The organism is Nonomuraea fuscirosea (genome assembly GCF_035917475.1).
GTDB lineage: Bacteria > Actinomycetota > Actinomycetes > Streptosporangiales > Streptosporangiaceae > Nonomuraea > Nonomuraea fuscirosea.
The window spans coordinates 6,357,333-6,372,591 of record NZ_CP109074.1 but is presented as its reverse complement, the minus strand read 5'-3'; the positions used below and the strand labels follow the sequence as shown (position 1 = coordinate 6,372,591).

General features: G+C 70.2%; 16 protein-coding genes. 12 read left to right on the top strand and 4 right to left on the bottom strand.

The genetic code is table 11. The features are described from left to right. The first annotated feature begins 12 nt into the window (after positions 1-12). From OIE67_RS29085 to OIE67_RS29055, 7 genes are all read left to right on the top strand, one after another. Positions 13-831 carry a PspA/IM30 family protein gene (locus OIE67_RS29085; protein ID WP_326626366.1) on the top strand — a complete coding sequence of 273 codons (819 nt, stop codon included), beginning with the start codon at positions 13-15 and terminating at the stop codon, positions 829-831. Continuing rightward, positions 828-1,106, top strand: a complete 279-nt coding sequence (gene pspAA / locus OIE67_RS29080; protein ID WP_106242669.1) for a PspA-associated protein PspAA — start codon at positions 828-830, stop codon at positions 1,104-1,106. The genes OIE67_RS29085 and pspAA overlap by 4 nt, the downstream gene beginning before the upstream one ends. 46 nt (positions 1,107-1,152) lie before the next feature. Next, positions 1,153-2,013, top strand: a complete 861-nt coding sequence (gene htpX / locus OIE67_RS29075; RefSeq protein ID WP_245955973.1) for a zinc metalloprotease HtpX — start codon at positions 1,153-1,155, stop codon at positions 2,011-2,013. Positions 2,014-2,021: 8 nt separating this feature from the next. After that, the gene (pspAB, locus tag OIE67_RS29070; RefSeq protein WP_326626362.1) at positions 2,022-2,579 is read left to right on the top strand and encodes a PspA-associated protein PspAB; all 558 of its coding nucleotides are present in this window, start codon (positions 2,022-2,024) and stop codon (positions 2,577-2,579) included. A gap of 133 nt (positions 2,580-2,712) precedes the next feature. Next, positions 2,713-4,515 carry an alpha/beta fold hydrolase gene (locus tag OIE67_RS29065; protein ID WP_326626361.1) on the top strand — a complete coding sequence of 601 codons (1,803 nt, stop codon included), beginning with the start codon at positions 2,713-2,715 and terminating at the stop codon, positions 4,513-4,515. 164 nt (positions 4,516-4,679) lie between these two features. Beyond that, positions 4,680-6,710 (top strand): serine/threonine-protein kinase, encoded by a 2,031-nt coding sequence (locus tag OIE67_RS29060; protein WP_326626359.1) that lies wholly within the window; start codon positions 4,680-4,682, stop codon positions 6,708-6,710. 54 nt (positions 6,711-6,764) lie between these two features. Further along, positions 6,765-7,373, top strand: coding sequence for an SIMPL domain-containing protein (locus OIE67_RS29055; protein WP_326626357.1), 609 nt, complete (start codon positions 6,765-6,767; stop codon positions 7,371-7,373). 30 nt (positions 7,374-7,403) lie between these two features. On the opposite strand, the gene nadA is transcribed toward OIE67_RS29055, so the two are convergent. After that, positions 7,404-8,555 (bottom strand): quinolinate synthase NadA, encoded by a 1,152-nt coding sequence (nadA, locus tag OIE67_RS29050; RefSeq protein ID WP_106242684.1) that lies wholly within the window; start codon positions 8,553-8,555, stop codon positions 7,404-7,406. A gap of 164 nt (positions 8,556-8,719) precedes the next feature. On the opposite strand from nadA, the gene erpA reads away from it, so the two are divergent. Further along, complete coding sequence (gene erpA, locus OIE67_RS29045) at positions 8,720-9,073, top strand: iron-sulfur cluster insertion protein ErpA (RefSeq protein WP_106242686.1); 354 nt, start codon at positions 8,720-8,722, stop codon at positions 9,071-9,073. 107 nt (positions 9,074-9,180) lie between these two features. Continuing rightward, positions 9,181-10,167 (top strand): carbohydrate kinase family protein, encoded by a 987-nt coding sequence (locus OIE67_RS29040; protein WP_326626353.1) that lies wholly within the window; start codon positions 9,181-9,183, stop codon positions 10,165-10,167. Positions 10,168-10,264: 97 nt separating this feature from the next. Here the strand turns inward: OIE67_RS29040 and OIE67_RS29035 are convergent, their stop codons facing one another. From OIE67_RS29035 to OIE67_RS29025, 3 genes are all read right to left on the bottom strand, one after another. Continuing rightward, the gene (locus tag OIE67_RS29035) at positions 10,265-10,699 is read right to left on the bottom strand and encodes a CBS domain-containing protein (RefSeq protein WP_326626352.1); all 435 of its coding nucleotides are present in this window, start codon (positions 10,697-10,699) and stop codon (positions 10,265-10,267) included. Between the two features lie 90 nt (positions 10,700-10,789). After that, on the bottom strand, positions 10,790-11,035 hold the full coding sequence (locus OIE67_RS29030; RefSeq protein WP_326626350.1) for a sulfurtransferase TusA family protein: 246 nt from the start codon (positions 11,033-11,035) through the stop codon (positions 10,790-10,792). After that, positions 11,032-12,174 (bottom strand): cysteine desulfurase family protein, encoded by a 1,143-nt coding sequence (locus OIE67_RS29025; RefSeq protein ID WP_326626348.1) that lies wholly within the window; start codon positions 12,172-12,174, stop codon positions 11,032-11,034. Before OIE67_RS29025 ends, OIE67_RS29030 begins: the two co-directional genes overlap by 4 nt. Positions 12,175-12,328: 154 nt before the next feature. Here OIE67_RS29025 and ctaC point away from each other — a divergent pair, with 154 nt between their 5' ends. The 3 genes from ctaC to OIE67_RS29010 are packed head-to-tail and all read left to right on the top strand — an operon-like array spanning position 12,329 to position 15,233. Further along, the gene (ctaC, locus tag OIE67_RS29020) at positions 12,329-13,159 is read left to right on the top strand and encodes an aa3-type cytochrome oxidase subunit II (RefSeq protein ID WP_456094132.1); all 831 of its coding nucleotides are present in this window, start codon (positions 12,329-12,331) and stop codon (positions 13,157-13,159) included. Continuing rightward, complete coding sequence (ctaD, locus tag OIE67_RS29015) at positions 13,156-14,820, top strand: aa3-type cytochrome oxidase subunit I (RefSeq protein ID WP_435875068.1); 1,665 nt, start codon at positions 13,156-13,158, stop codon at positions 14,818-14,820. Before ctaC ends, ctaD begins: the two co-directional genes overlap by 4 nt. After that, entirely contained in the window at positions 14,820-15,233 is a 414-nt protein-coding gene (locus tag OIE67_RS29010) for a cytochrome c oxidase subunit 4 (protein WP_106242697.1), read from the top strand. Before ctaD ends, OIE67_RS29010 begins: the two co-directional genes overlap by 1 nt. Positions 15,234-15,259: the final 26 nt, after the last annotated feature.

Below are 15,259 nucleotides of genomic sequence, written 5' to 3'. Positions count from 1 at the left end.
CGGCCGACGCGCATGAGCGTGATGAAGAGACTTTCGATGATCTTCAAGTCCAAGGCCAACAAGGCCCTGGACAAGATGGAGGATCCGCGCGAGACCCTTGACTACTCCTATCAGCGGCAGCTGGAGCTGTTGCAGAAGGTGCGCAGGGGGGTGGCCGACGTCGCCACCTCGCGCAAGAGGGTGGAGTTGCAGATCAACGGCCTGGAGAGCCAGGCCAAGCGTTATGAGGAGCAGGGGCGCAAGGCGCTGTCCGTGGGCCGTGAGGATCTGGCCCGCGAGGCGCTGCAGCGGCGGTCCAACCTGCAGTCGCAGATGACCGACCTCAAGGTCCAGCACGACAACCTGCAGGCCGAAGAGGAGAAGCTGACCACGGCTTCGCAGCGGCTGCAGGCCAAGGTCGACTCCTTCCGCACCAAGAAGGAGACGATCAAGGCCACCTACACCGCGGCCGAGGCGCAGACGCGCATCAACGAGGCGTTCTCCGGCATCTCCGAGGAGATGGGCGACGTCGGCCTGGCGATCCAGCGCGCCGAGGACAAGACGGCGCAGATGCAGGCCCGCGCCGGCGCGATCGACGAGCTGCTGGCCAGTGGCGCGCTCGACGACTACAGCGGCACCCGCGGCGACGACATCCAGGCCGAGCTCGACCGCATGGGCGGCGGCATGGACGTCGAGCTGGAGCTGGCCAGGATGAAGGCCGAGCTCGGCCAGGGCCCGGCGCCGCAGAGCGCCATTGAGCAGGGGCAGCCGCAGCAGCAGCCTCAGCCGCAGGCCCAGCCGCAGCAGCAGAGTGGCACCCAGCAGCTGCGCCAGCCTGGGGAGGGCGCATGATCGTCAGGATCATGGGCGAGGGTCAGGTGGAGATCTCCGCCGAAGACATCTCGGTCCTCAACGAGCTCGACACCGAGCTCGAAGCGGCCATCGACGCGGGTGACGAGCAGTCGTTCCGGGTCAAGCTGCACGCGTTGCTCGACAAGGTGCGCCATGTGGGCAAGGCGCTTTCCGACGACAGCCTTGAGCCGTCAGAGCTGATCCTTCCCCCCGCGGACGCCTCGATCGAGGAAGTCCGGGAGATGCTGGGCGACCAGGGCCTGATCCCGGGCTGAGCCCGTGAGCACGCGGTTCGCGTCCGATCGCGGCCTGACCAGCCGCATGGTTGTGACGATGTTCCTGCTCGGCCTGCTCTACGTGGTGTTCGTCGGCGTCCTGATCGCTCTCGGCGTACAGGCGCTGACCGTGCTGGTGCTGGCGGGCGGCCTGCTGCTGGTGCAGTACTTCCTGTCCGACCGCATCGCCCTGTTCGCGATGCACGGGCGGGAGGTCTCTCCGCAGGAGGCCCCTGAGCTGCACGGCCTGATCGACCGGCTGTGCGCCATGGCCGACATGCCCAAGCCACGGGTGGCGATCGCGGATTCCGACGTCCCCAACGCGTTCGCCACCGGCCGCAACCAGAAGAAGGCCGTCGTCTGCGTGACGACGGGCATCCTGCGCCGCCTGGAGCCGCAGGAGCTGGAGGGCGTGATCGCCCACGAGCTGTCCCATGTGGCCCACCGTGACGTGGCCGTCATGACGATCGCCTCGTTCCTCGGGATCGTGGCGGGGCTGATGACCCGCTTCGCGCTCTACACGGGGCTCGGTGGCCGCCGGTCCTCCAACGGCCAGGGCGGCGTGCCCATCGGGCTCGTGATCCTGCTGGTGTCGGTCATCGTGTACGCCGTCAGCTTCCTGCTCACCCGGGCCCTGTCGCGCTACCGCGAACTGGCCGCCGACCGGGCCGGCGCCCTGCTCACGCAGCGCCCATCCGCCCTGGCCAGCGCGCTGACCAAGGTGAGCGGCGAGATGGCCAGGATTCCGACCAGGGACCTGCGCGAGGCGGAGCCGTTCAACGCCTTCTACTTCGCGCCCGCCCTGGCCAAGGGCCAGACGCTGGCGACCTTGTTCTCCACGCACCCGCCGCTGGAGCGCCGGCTGGAGCAGCTGGCGAACATCTCGCGGCAACTCGGAAGGGGCTGAAACACCTCATGGGCTGGCTCGACTCGCTCCTCGGCCGGTCGAAGCCGGTCAAGCCCAACCTCGACGCGTTGTTCGCGCTGCCGTCGGCGGCCGTGACGCTGCAGGCCGCGACCGGGCTCGTCCCCACCGGTGCCGGCTCCGTGGCGTTCAGGGCCGCCGAGGGCGGCGCGTTCGCCACGCTCGAACGCGACGTCAAGGCGCTGCTCGGGGAGCGCGTCGAGGAGTCCGACGACGGCTACGGCTACACCTGGCTCCTGGTACGCCGCTCGCCCGACGCCCTCAGCGACCTGGTCACCGAGCTGCATGCGGTGAACTCGTCGCTGGAGGACGCCGGGTTCGGGCCGTCGCTGCTGTGCTCGCTGGTGTCGTTCGCCGGCCCGGACGGGGGGCGGCTGGCCGTGGTGTACCTGTACAAACGCGGCACCTTCTACCCTTTCGCCCCTACCTCCGGACAGAAGCGCGACAACGCGCTCGAACTGCAGGCCAGAGGGGCGCTGGAGGGCGAGCTGCCCCTGGAGAAGGACCTCAGCCGCTGGTTCCCCGTCTGGGGCGCCCCCGGCCTCTGACCGCGCCTTTCGCGAGAGGACTTGTCCGCGCGGGGCTCGGTCCCGGTGGGTTGCCTGCCTCTGCGGGTTTCGTGCGGGGCCTCCAGCTGGGGTGCTTATGTGCGACGATCGCCCACAGTGATCTAATCATTACGTGGAGCGAAGGTTGTTCGTGTTCGCCGCGTCCGCGTTCATCGTGGCGGCGGTACTCGGCAGCGCCTGGATGACCGGCCAGTTCACCACTCCCGCCGTGGACAGGACCGACGGCTACGTCGGCGAGCTGGCCGCCCGTGACCAGCCGTGGACACGCCTGTTCCGGGTCAGCGACGTGCTGGCCGGGCTGGCCTGCCTGCTCGGCGTGACGCTCGTGCCGAGGGTGGCGCGCGAATGGCCCGGCTGGCTGGCGCTGGCCGCCTTCGGGCTGCTCACCGTCGTGACCGGGCTCTTTCCGCTGGACTGCGCCACGGTGAGCGACCCGCTCTGCGGCCGTCAGGGGACCTCGATGGGCCACCTGATCCACCTCGCGGCGGGCGCGCTGGGCACGGCCGCCGTACTGGCCGCGATGGCGCTGCTCGGCGTGAGCTGGCGGTCGTGGGTGTCGTGGCTGTTCACCTGGCTCACCCTGGCCGCCACGGTGCTCACCGTGGCCGGTCTGGCCGGCGGCCGAGGCGCCGGGCTCGCGCACCGGGCCCAGCTCACCATGATCGCGTTCTGGCTCGTGTACGTGGCCCTGCGCCTGCTCGTCGCCGACGACCAGGAGGAGGACCAAGCCCTGACCCCCTCCATGAGAATCGCCCCCGGCCGCATGGGCGGCGTGGGCGGCGCCCGGGTCCGCCCGGACGGCGCGGGAGAGGGGTTCGGCGTAGTGAGCGGGGCTGGACACCCGCTGGAGGCGATGGACGGGGCGGATGCCGGGAGGCTCACGGGCACGGCGCAAGGACGGCGCGGTGCTGACGCCGCAGGCGAAGCGGGCGAGGACGGCGTCGCAGGCCGGGGTGTCGAAGCGGGTCCGGGTGGGGCCGGTGCTGGGGGTGCGGGTGCCGGGGCGGGTTTGGGTGGGGTGGTTGTCGGGTGTGGGAGGCAGCACGTTGTCGTGCAGGGGGAGGGGCCCGCGGTGCTGATCGCGGTGGGGGCGGCGGGGGCCTGGTTTCACTGGGATGCGGTGGCCGGTCTGCTCGCCGCCGCCGGGCACCGGGTCATCCGGTTCGACCGGCCCGGGCTCGGCCTCAGCCCGCCCTCGTCCGCGCCGCCGACCCTGTACGGCGAGGTGGCCCGGCTGGCCGCGCTGGCTCCGGCTCATCCTCAGCAGGTCACCGTCATCGCGCACGGTGTCGCCTGCTGGCATGCGGAGGCGTTCGCCCGGTTGCATCCGCTGTGCCTGGCCCGGCTCGTCCTGGTGGATCCGGCCTGCGTCACCGAACGGCCTCCGTCGGCGGCGGCCACCGGGACGGCGGGACGCTGGCTGCCCGCGCTCGGCGGGACGTGGGGTGCGACCGTCCTGGCCCGGCTGACCGGACCGGCCGCGCACCGGCTGCTCACCGGGCTGCCCGACCCGTCGGGGATCTACCGCACCGGCACGACGATCTCCGCGATGGCGGGGGAGTGGCTGGCGCGGGGCGGCATGGCCGCTGACCTGCGCAGGCTCCGGGCCGAGAAGCCGTTCCCCAGGGCGCCGGTCGTCGTGATCAGCGCGGGCGACCCGGACGGCTGCCGGGAGCGGCTGGCGTACGAACTCGGGGGCGAGCACGTCCGCGTACCAGGCCCGGGACGCCGCATCCAGCTCCACCACCCACACACCGTCGCCGACGCGGCCCTGCCTTCCGCTCACGCTCAGCATCAGCGGCAAGTACCCCAGATGCCCCAAGTGCCCGAGTTCGGTGCGGGGCCGCCCGGCAAGCCCACCACCGGCGACGACCCTCCAGCAGGCGGCGATCAGCGAGACAGCGGCGGTCCCTGAGCGGGCAACGGCCCTCCTGCGGGCGGCGGTCACTGAGGCGGTGACGGTCCTTTGGGGGGTGGGGGGCGTTGAGCTGGGGGTGGGGGTGGCGTTGGGGGAATGGGTGACGGATCTGTGGGCCACCCACCAGAATGGCGGGAAAGAGGCCATTTGTGGGGGTGCCAATGCCTGACCTGGCGGGTCTGCGGCCAGGGGATCCGGCGACGGTGGGCGCGTACGGGCTGTCGGGGCGGCTCGGCGAGGGCGGGCAGGGCATCGTCTACCTCGCCACGGCGCCGGACGGCACCAAGGTGGCGCTCAAGCTGCTGCGCGCCGACCTGGCGGGCGACGCCGAGGCGTCGGAGCGGTTCGTCCGCGAGGTGGCGATGGCGCGGCGGGTGGCGCCGTTCTGCACGGCGCAGGTCGTCGAGACCGGCCTGTACGGCGGGCGCCCGTACATCGTCAGCGAGTACATCGACGGCCCCACCCTCGCCGACGTCGTACGCCGGCAGGGCCCCCGCACCGGCACCTCCCTGCACCGGCTCGCCATCGGCACCATCACCGCGCTGGTCGCCATCCACCAGGCCGGCATCGTGCACCGCGACTTCAAGCCGTCGAACGTGCTGCTGGCCTCCGACGGCCCCCGCGTGATCGACTTCGGCATCGCCAAGGCGCTCGACCTCAGCTCGACGCTCACGGTGGCCGTGATCGGCACGCCCTCGTACATGGCTCCCGAGCAGCTCACCCAGTCGAACCCGGGGCCGAGGTCGGACATGTTCGCGTGGGCGTGCACGCTGCTGTACGCCGCCTCGGGGCAGCCGCCGTTCGGGCAGGACAGCGTGCCGGCGGTGGTCAACCGGATCATGCACACCGAGGCCGACACCGGCTCCATCGCGGATCCCGCCCTGCGCGCCCTCGTCACGGAGTGCCTGGCCAAGGACCCTGCCGGACGGCCGTCGGCGAGCGACGCCCTCATGCGACTCCTCGGCCACACCCCCGCCCCAGCCCCTCGGACGGCCTCCAGCGGGCAGCGGTTACCGGGCGTGCAGGGATCCGGGCTGCTCCAGGAGGGAAGCGCGGCGGCCGGCCCGCACGCGCCTGGCCGGCAGGCGCGGCCGGGGCCGCACACGTGGCCCACCCGGCGCCGGCGTACCGGCTGGGTGGTCACGGCGGTCGTCTCGGGCGCGCTCACGCTGGTCGCCGCCGCGGCGCTGGTGGCCGTCCGGCTCTCAGAAGGGTCCGGGGACGGCGGTACGACGCCCACGTCCACGGCCGCCCAGGTCGCCACCTCCGCCCCCGCCACCCCGCCCACGACGGCCCCCGCGACCCGCCCCGCCATCCGTTCGATCGCCCTGCCGGGCACGTCGGTGCGGGTCGAGGAGCGCGCCGGCGACCCCATCGAGCTCGTCTCCTACACCCTCGACAGCGGCAAGCGCCTCTACGTCAGGCAGCACGCCACCGGCGCATTCACCGCCGACAGCCGCTACTTCGAGTACGCCCTCGACCCCAGGACCGGCCGCGCGCTCGCCACCGACGCCGACTACACCACGGACGGCTACGCCACCGTCTCGATCGTCGACCACGCCACCGGCGGCAGGCGCGCGATCAGGCTCAGCCCCAGGCCGGTCTTCCCCACCACGCCGCGCTGGTCCCCCGACGGCAAGTACGGCCTGGTCACCCTCTTCAAGGGCGCGGAGAACAACACGGTCGAGTACGGCTACGGCATCGTCGACGTCACCTACGAGAAGGGCCGCGTGTTCGAGATCAAGGAGCAGGGCGCGGGGAAGTGGCGCTTCTTCTGGGACGCCGGCGGCCAGGCGGTGGGCACGTGGGTCGGCGACCGGATGACGTTCTACGACCTCAACGGCAGGCTCGTGCGCACGCTGCGGGACGTGGGCGCGCCGGTGTGGGTGGAGGGCGACGACGTCTCGCCGACCGGTTCCCGCTTCCTGGCCCACTGCACGACGGACGCGACCACGCTGTGCGCCCGCTCCACCTCCGGCGGCGGCGCGGACGCGGTGACGATCCCGTTCGCCGCCGTCCGCCTCATCGGCTGGTGGGACGACGAGCACCTGGCCGTGTGGCGGATCAAGGACAAGGGTTACGAGGCCGTCGTCATCGACCTGAAGGGGCAGGTCTCGCGGGTGCTGGCGACGGCGGCGGAGAAGGCCGAGTTCGACAAGATGGGATTCCGCTTCGCCCGCGTGCCCGCGTAGCCTCCGGCGGCGTCCTAAGATCGGGGTGGAACCCATGCGAAGGGGCTGGGCCTCGTGGACATCACCGTGATCGGCCAGGGTTCGGTCCTGGCCACGCCCGACATCCTGCGCCTGCACGCGGGCGTCGAGGTGCGCAGGACCTCCGCCGCCGAGGCGTTCGCCGCGGTGCGGGCCGCCGCCGCCCGGCTGGCCGAGGCGCTCAGGCGGGAGGGCGTCGCCCCAGACGACGTGACCACGGTGGAGCTGTCGCTGGGGCCCGAATACGCCAACTACCCGGAGGTGGCCGCGTACCGGGCCGTCCAGGGCGTCGAGGTCGTCGTCCGCGACCTGAGCAGGGCCGACCACGTCATCGACACCGTGGCGGGCGTGGGGGAGGAGGCCAGGCTCAACGGCGTGGCCTTCGAACGGTCCGACCCGGCCGGGGCGCTGGCCGAGGCGCGGGTGCGGGCGTTCAGGGACGCCGCGGCCAAGGCGGCGCAGTACGCCGAGCTGGCCGGGCGCCCGCTGGGGCGGGTGACGGAGGTGAGCGAGGACCTCTCCGCGGGGCCGCCGCGGCCGATGGCGCGGATGGCGGCCAGCTTCGCGGCCGACTCCGAAGCCTCGATCAGCCCGGGCCGCCAGTCGCTCACCGTCACGGTACGCCTCGGCTACGACTTCGCCTGACCTGAGCCCCGGCCCACCTCCTCACCCGCGTTACGGAAGGGCCAGCATGCGGTCCAGGGCGACCTTGGCCCAGTGGGTGGTGTCCTCGTCCACCGTGATCTGGTTGACGACCTCGCCCAGCACCAGCGACTCCAGCGCCCACACCAGGTGCGGCAGGTCGATCCTGTTCATCGTGGAGCAGTAGCAGACGGTCCGGTCCAGGAACGAGATGTCCTTGTCCGGGAAGGTCTGCGCCAGGCGCTTGACCAGGTTGAGCTCCGTGCCGATGGCCCAGCTCGACCCCGAGGGGGCCGCCTCCAGCGTCTTGATGATGTGCTCGGTCGAGCCCACGTGGTCGGCCTTGAGCACCACCTCGTGCCGGCACTCCGGGTGCACGAGCACGTTGACGCCGGGGATGCGGGCGCGTACGTCGTCCACCGACTCGGCGGTGAAGCGGCCGTGCACCGAGCAGTGGCCCCGCCACAAGATCATCCTGGCCCGCTCCAGCTGCTCGCGGGTCAGGCCGCCGTTGGGGCGGTGCGGGTTCCACACCACGCAGTCGTCCAGGGACATGCCCATCTCCAGCACCGCGGTGTTGCGGCCGAGATGCTGGTCGGGCAGGAACAGCACCTTCTGCCCCCGCGTGAACGCCCAGTCGAGCGCGCGGCGGGCGTTGGAGGAGGTGCAGACGGCGCCGCCGTTCCTGCCGCAGAACGCCTTGATGTCGGCGCTGGAGTTCATGTACGTGACCGGCACCACCTGGTCGGCCAGCCCGGCGTCCTCCAGCGCCTCCCAGCACTCCTCGACCTGGTCGAACGTGGCCATGTCCGCCATCGAGCAACCGGCCGCCAGGTCGGGCAGGACCACCTTCTGGCCCGCGCCCGTCAGGATGTCGGCGGACTCGGCCATGAAGTGCACGCCGCAGAAGACGATGAACTCGGCCCCGGGCCGCGCCGCCGCCTGCTGGGCCAGCTTGAACGAGTCACCCGTCACGTCGGCGAACTGGATGACCTCGTCACGCTGGTAGTGATGGCCGAGCACGAAGAGGCGGTCGCCGAGCGCCTCCTTGGCCTTGCGGGCCCGTTCCACCAGGCCGGGGTCGGAGGCCGGCGGCAGCTCGCCGGGGCAGTCGACTCCCTTCTCGCTGTGCGGATCGGCGCCCCGGCCGAGCACGAAGAGCGGCAGTCCAGTCTGGGTGGCCATGGCCGTACCCCCTTATCGTCGTTATGACGATACCCATCATGACACACGGATAAATGTGGTCATTCCGGGGGATGGGGCCCCGGGAATGTGTGGCATCGCCCAGGTGTTGGTAGCGTCATTAGCAAGGACGTCGAAAACAGACAGCCGGGTTAGGGAGTCAGCAGATGACGGTTGAGAGCAGCGAGACCACGGCACAGGGCCTGATCCTGACTGACGCGGCCGCCGCCAAGGTCAAGAACCTGCTCGAACAGCAGGGCGAAGAGGGTCTGCAGCTGCGGGTCGCCGTGCAGCCGGGAGGTTGCTCCGGCCTGCGCTACCAGCTCTTCTTCGACGACCGTTCGATGGACGGCGACGTCGTGTCGGACTTCGGCGGCGTCAGCGTGGTCACCGACCGGATGAGCGCCCCCTACCTGATGGGCGCCTCCATCGACTTCGTCGACACGATCGAGAAGCAGGGCTTCACGATCGACAACCCCAACGCCACGGGCTCGTGCGCCTGTGGTGACTCGTTCAACTAGAACGGGTCACCCGCGGCCGGCAGGTCCCGCTCGCCTTTGTGCGTGCGGGACCTTCGCGTATTCTCGTGGGGCTCATTGGCCTGCTGACAACGAGGAAGAAGAATCCCGTGCGCATCGCCGTAACCGGCTCCATCGCGACAGATCACCTGATGACCTTCCCTGGGAGCTTCGGCGACCAGCTCATCGCCGAGCAACTCGATCGGGTGTCGCTCTCTTTCCTGGTCGATGACCTCCAGATCCGCCGTGGCGGCTGCGCCGCGAACATCGCCTTCGGAATGGCCTGTCTCGGCCTCAAGCCGATCCTCGTGGGGGCGGTCGGCAACGACTTCGCCGACTACCGCTCGTGGCTGGAGCGCCATGGCGTCGAGTGCGGCTCCGTGCACGTCTCGGAGACCCAGCACACCGCCCGCTTCCTGTGCACCACGGACGAGAACCACAACCAGATCGCCTCGTTCTACACCGGCGCCATGGCCGAGGCGCGGCTCATCGAGCTGCAGCCCGTGGCCGACCGCCTGGGCAGCCTCGACCTGGTCCTGATCAGCCCCAACGACCCCGACGCCATGCTGCGTCACGCCGACGAGTGCCGCCAGCGCGGCATCCCGTTCGCCGCCGACATCTCCCAGCAGCTGGCCCGGATGGAGGACGAGCAGATCCGCCAGCTCGTCGACGGCGCCGCCTACCTGTTCAGCAACGACTACGAGAAGGGGCTCATCGAGCAGAAGACCGGCTGGTCCCACGAGGAGATCCTCGGCCGGGTCGGCGTCCGGATCACCACGCTCGGCCCCAAGGGCGCCGTCATCGACCGCCAGGGCGAGCCGTCCATCCAGGTCGCCCCCGCCCCCGAGCGGGGCAAGGCCGACCCCACCGGCGTCGGCGACGCCTTCCGCGCCGGGTTCCTGGCCGGCGTGGCCTGGGGCCTGCCGCTGGAGCGGTGTGGGCAGATCGGCAACCTGACCGCCACCCACGTGCTGGAGCGCGTGGGCGGCCAGGAGTACGAGCTCGGGCAGAAGGCGTTCCTGGAGCGGTTCGGCTCCGCGTACGGCGCGGAGGCCGAGGCGGAGATCGCCCCCCACGTCCGCTGCTACCACCCCTGAGCCGGAGAACGTGAGACGGGCCGCCCCTCATGGGGACGGCCCGCCACAAGACCGGCGGCCCGTCCGGCCGCCGTCAGGACGCCCGCTGAACGGCGTTTCAGCGCATGGCGTAGACGCGGTGCACGAACTCGGCGAGATCGCCGTCGGGCAGGTGCCTGGCCAGGTCCGCCTCGGTGATCATGCCGACGATGCGGCCGTTCTCCATCACCGGCAGGCGCTTGATCCGGTGCTCCTCCATCCGGGCCAGCGCCTCCTCCACGGTCGCGTCCGACGGCACCCAGACCAGCCCGACGGCCAGTTCGCCCGCCGTCACACGGGACGGATCGTGACCGGCCGCGACACACTTCAGCACGATGTCGCGGTCGGTGATGATACCGGTGACGCGGTCGTCCGGCCCGCAGACGGGCAGGGCGCCCACATCGCTCTCGCGCATCATCTGCGCCGCCCGGTCAAGGGTCTCGTGCGCCGCGACGCACTCCGCGCCCGTGCTCATGACGTCGCGGGCGGTCTCCTGCGGATTTCCGCTGATCATGACTTCCCCCCGGTTGTCGATGACTCCTCAAGGGAAGGCCCTACCCGCTGTGCGGGCGTGAATCGGCTGGTGAGCGACAGGCCGGAGATTTCAGTAGTTGCGCCGTACGTGGATCGCCCAGCCGCCCTCAGGCAGCTCGTACGACCCCACATGCCGATGCGACTTCAGCCTGCACCACGCCGGCACGTCCGTGTAGGCCGCGGGATCGTCGGCCAGCACGGCCACCACGGCGTTCAGCGGAACGTCGTTGATCTGCTCGGCGAGCATGATGATCGGGATCGGGCACTTCTTGCCGAGCGCGTCGATGGTCAAAGCCGGCTGGGTAACCTCGGTCATGCGACTCCCGCGTCCTGCCGGATCCGGCGCACCAGGTCGGGCAGCGCGGCGAGGAAGGCGTCGACCTCGTCCGCGCGGGTCCTCCTGGGCAGCGACACCCGGACATTGCCATGCGTCAGCACGCCCATCGCCTCTAGGACGTGCGATGGACGAAGCGTACTAGCGGTGCACGAACTTCCGGACGATACGGCGAAGCCCGCCTTGTCGAGCTCGGTCAGCAGCGCCTCCCCGTCGACGTACAGGCACGAGAAGGTCACGATGTGCGGGGCCCGGCCGACGGGGTCGCCGATGACCTCCACGTCGGGGACGGTCTCCTTGACCCTGGCCCTGATCCGGTCGACCAGCGCGGAGAGCCGCGCCTGCTCCCGCTCCGCCTCGGCGCGCACCGCGCGCAGGGCCGCGGCGGCCGCGACGACGGCGGGCACGTTCTCGAAGCCCGGCACCCGCCGCCGCTCCCGCTCGTCCTCCGGCAGGAACGAGCGGAACCGCGTGCCCTTCCGCACCGCCAGCACACCCACCCCGGCCGGGCCGCCCCACTTGTGGGCGCTGGCCGCCAGCACCGACCAGCCGGGCGGGATCGGCATCCGGCCCGCCGTCTGCGCCGCGTCCACCAGCAGCGGAACGCCGTGCGCGCGGCAGGCCCCGGCCGCCTCGGCCACCGGCTGGGTGGTGCCGACCTCGTGGTTGGCCGTCTGCAGGCAGGCCAGCGCCGTGCCGGGCGCGGCGACCGCCTCGGCGAAGCGCGCCAGGTCCACCCGCCCGCTCAGGTCGACGCCCACCGTCTCGACCGTGCCGCCCTCGCGTTCGTGCACCTGGCCCGCGTGCAGCACGCTGGAGTGCTCGACCGCGCTCGTCACCAGGTGGCGTCCGGCCCTGCGTCTTCCGTGTAGGGTGCCGAGCACGCCGAGATGCACGGCCTGCGTGCCCGACGCGGTGAACGACACCTCGTCAGGACGCGCGCCGAGCGCCTCGGCCACGTCCGTGCGGGCCTGTTCGAGCAGCAGGTGAGCGCGGCGGGCCGCTCCGTAGAGTCGCGCCGGATCGGCCCAGCCGGCGTCGATCGCCGCCAGCAGCGCCTCGCGCGCCTGGGGGTGGAGCGGCTCGCTGGAAGCCGCGTCGAAGTAGGCCACGGGATACATCGTCCCACTTCCGGCGCCATCGAGGGGTCGAGAGGTAGGGCGAGGCACCCGCACGCTAATGTGTCTGCTTGTCAGTCTGTGCTTGATGCAGAAAACAGCAATACGAGCGCCCAAGGGAGAGACTCTTGGGCTTCATCTGTGGGGTAGGCGATCCGTGAGTCCGACTCGCCGTACGACGCGGCGTTCGTTGGCCCGGCGCAGGGTGCCACGAGCCGCCGCTTTGGCGTTGCTGCTGGCCACTGCTACGGCGTGTGCTAATGACGTCCCCGAGGCCAACTGGTCTCGCGGCCTTCTTCCTGACCACATCACCGAAGAGGCCGGTGTGGTTCAGAGCCTGTGGAACGGGGCCTGGATCGCCGCACTCGCCACGGGCGCGGTCGTCATCGTGCTGATCCTGTGGGCGTCGTTCTTCCATCGCAAGCGCAGGGCCAAGGCCGAGCTGCCGCCGCAGGTGCGTTACAACCTGCCGATCGAGATGCTCTACACCCTGATCCCGCTGGTCATGGTGTCGGTGTTCTTCTTCTTCACCGCCCGCGACAGCGAGGTGCTGGCCAAGGTCGACGGGGATGCCACGGTCAAGGTCAAGGTCGAGGCGTACCAGTGGAGCTGGCGCTTCACCACGACCGTCAACGGCAAGACGCTGCCGCCGGTCGCGGGTGTGCCGGTGAACGACTTCCACCAGGGCCCGCAGCTGGTCCTGCCGACGAAGACGAAGGTCGAGTTCGACCTGTCGACCGACGACGTCATCCACTCGTTCTGGGTGCCGGAGTTCCTGTTCAAGCGTGACGTGATCCCCGGCATCCCCGAGGACAACCCCGGCCGCAAGTTCCAGATCAACACGCTCGGCAGGACCGGCGTGTTCGCCGGCCGCTGCGCCGAGCTCTGCGGCGTCGACCACAGCCGGATGCTCTTCTCGGTGAAGCTCGTAGACAAGCCGGACTGGGACCAGTACCTCGCGACCCAACAGGCTGGGAGTGCCCAGTGACCGCCATCCACGAACCACTGACGACAGCGCCGGTCAGGCCCATCACCAAGGGCCAGATCATCGCCAAGTGGATGTCCTCGACTGATCACAAGATCATCGGGCACATGTACCTGATCACGTCGTTCGCCTTCTTCCTGATCGGCGGCGTCATGGCGCTGATCATGCGGGCCGAGCTGGCGCAGCCCGGCCTGCAGATCACCAGCAACGAGCAGTTCAACCAGCTGTTCACCATGCACGGCACGATCATGCTGCTGATGTTCGCGACGCCGCTGTTCGCCGGCTTCGCCAACGAGCTGATGCCGCTGCAGATCGGCGCCCCCGACGTGGCGTTCCCGCGCCTCAACATGGTCAGCTACTGGCTCTACCTGTTCGGCAGCCTCATCGCCGTGTCGGGCTTCTTCACCCCGGGCGGCGCGGCCTCGTTCGGCTGGTTCGCCTACACGCCGCTGTCCAACGCGATCAACTCGCCCGGCGTCGGCGGCGACCTGTGGATCATGGGTCTGGCGCTGTCCGGCCTCGGCACGATCCTCGGCGCGGTGAACTTCATCACCACGATCATCTGCATGCGCGCGCCCGGCATGACCATGTTCCGGATGCCGATCTTCACCTGGAACATCCTGCTGACCAGCATGCTCGTGCTGATGGCCTTCCCCGTGCTGGCGGCGGCGCTGCTGGCACTGGAGTCGGACCGGAAACTGGGCACCCACATCTTCACCTCGGAGAACGGCGGGGCGTTGCTCTGGCAGCACCTGTTCTGGTTCTTCGGCCATCCCGAGGTGTACATCATCGCGCTGCCGTTCTTCGGCATCGTCACCGAGGTCCTGCCGGTCTTCAGCCGTAAGCCGATCTTCGGTTACATCAGCCTCGTGGCCGCGACGATCTCGATCGCGGGCCTGTCCATCACGGTCTGGGCGCACCACATGTTCCCGACCGGGCAGGTGCTGCTGCCGTTCTTCTCGTTCATGACGTTCCTCATCGCGGTGCCGACGGGCGTGAAGTTCTTCAACTGGATCGGCACGATGTGGCGAGGCCATCTGAGCTTCGAGTCGCCGATGCTCTTCTCGGTCGGCTTCCTCATCACGTTCCTGCTGGGCGGCCTGACGGGCGTCATCCTGGCCTCGCCGCCGCTCGACTTCCACATCAGCGACACCTACTTCGTCGTCGCCCACTTCCACTACGTGGTCTTCGGCACCGTCGTGTTCGCCATGTTCGCCGGGTTCTACTTCTGGTGGCCCAAGTTCACCGGCAAGATGCTCGACGACAAGCTCGGCAAGCTGCACTTCTGGCTGCTGTTCATCGGCTTCCACCTGACGTTCCTGATCCAGCACTGGCTCGGCATGCTGGGCTTCCCGCGGCGCTACGCCGACTACAGCCCGGCCGACGGCTTCACCGACCTCAACCTGCTGTCCTCGGTGGGCGCGTTCGTGCTGGGCGCCTCGACGCTGCCGTTCTTCTACAACGTCTGGAAGACCTGGCGCAGCGCGCCCAAGGTCACCGTGGACGACCCGTGGGGCTACGGCGGCTCGCTCGAATGGGCGACCTCCTGCCCGCCGCCGCGGCACAACTTCACCTCGCTGCCGCGGATCCGGTCCGAGCGCCCCGCGTTCGACCTGCACTACCCGCACGCGTCCGCCAAGTCCACCCAGGAGGTCGAGGGCTGATGAAGGTCCAGGGTTGGCTCTTCCTGCTGTGCGGCGTCTTCTTCGCCGGCGTCGACATCGCCTACTGGTTCTGGACCAAGGCGGCGACGGGCCACGGTGAGCCGGTCGGCACCACGGCCATGGCCATCTCGGTCGGCTTCGCGTTCATGGTGGGCTACTACCTGATGTTCACCGCGCGGCGGATCGGCGCGCAGCCGGAGGACGACAAGCAGGCCGAGATCAGCGACGGCGCGGGCGAGATCGGCTTCTTCAGCCCGAGCAGCTGGTGGCCGCTGTTCCTCTGCCTGGCGGCGGCCTTCGCCTTCGCCGGGTTCGTGATCGGCTTCTGGATGTTCCTGATCGGCGTCTTCCTGATCATCATGGCCATGATCGGATTCGTCTTCCAGTACTACCGGGGCCACTTCTCGCACTGAGGCACCACACCTGGAGCGGGCGTCTT

Excerpts from the sequence above, each read along its gene's own strand:
- OIE67_RS29085 (WP_326626366.1), top strand. The coding sequence starts at position 13 with ATGAGCGTGATGAAGAGACTTTCGATGATCTTCAAGTCCAAGGCCAAC.
- pspAA (WP_106242669.1), top strand. The coding sequence starts at position 828 with ATGATCGTCAGGATCATGGGCGAGGGTCAGGTGGAGATCTCCGCCGAA.
- htpX (WP_245955973.1), top strand. The coding sequence starts at position 1,153 with ATGGTTGTGACGATGTTCCTGCTCGGCCTGCTCTACGTGGTGTTCGTC.
- pspAB (WP_326626362.1), top strand. The coding sequence starts at position 2,022 with ATGGGCTGGCTCGACTCGCTCCTCGGCCGGTCGAAGCCGGTCAAGCCC.
- OIE67_RS29060 (WP_326626359.1), top strand. The coding sequence starts at position 4,680 with ATGCCTGACCTGGCGGGTCTGCGGCCAGGGGATCCGGCGACGGTGGGC.
- nadA (WP_106242684.1), bottom strand. The coding sequence starts at position 8,555 with ATGGCCACCCAGACTGGACTGCCGCTCTTCGTGCTCGGCCGGGGCGCC.
- erpA (WP_106242686.1), top strand. The coding sequence starts at position 8,720 with ATGACGGTTGAGAGCAGCGAGACCACGGCACAGGGCCTGATCCTGACT.
- OIE67_RS29035 (WP_326626352.1), bottom strand. The coding sequence starts at position 10,699 with ATGATCAGCGGAAATCCGCAGGAGACCGCCCGCGACGTCATGAGCACG.
- OIE67_RS29030 (WP_326626350.1), bottom strand. The coding sequence starts at position 11,035 with ATGACCGAGGTTACCCAGCCGGCTTTGACCATCGACGCGCTCGGCAAG.
- OIE67_RS29025 (WP_326626348.1), bottom strand. The coding sequence starts at position 12,174 with ATGTATCCCGTGGCCTACTTCGACGCGGCTTCCAGCGAGCCGCTCCAC.
- OIE67_RS29010 (WP_106242697.1), top strand. The coding sequence starts at position 14,820 with ATGAAGGTCCAGGGTTGGCTCTTCCTGCTGTGCGGCGTCTTCTTCGCC.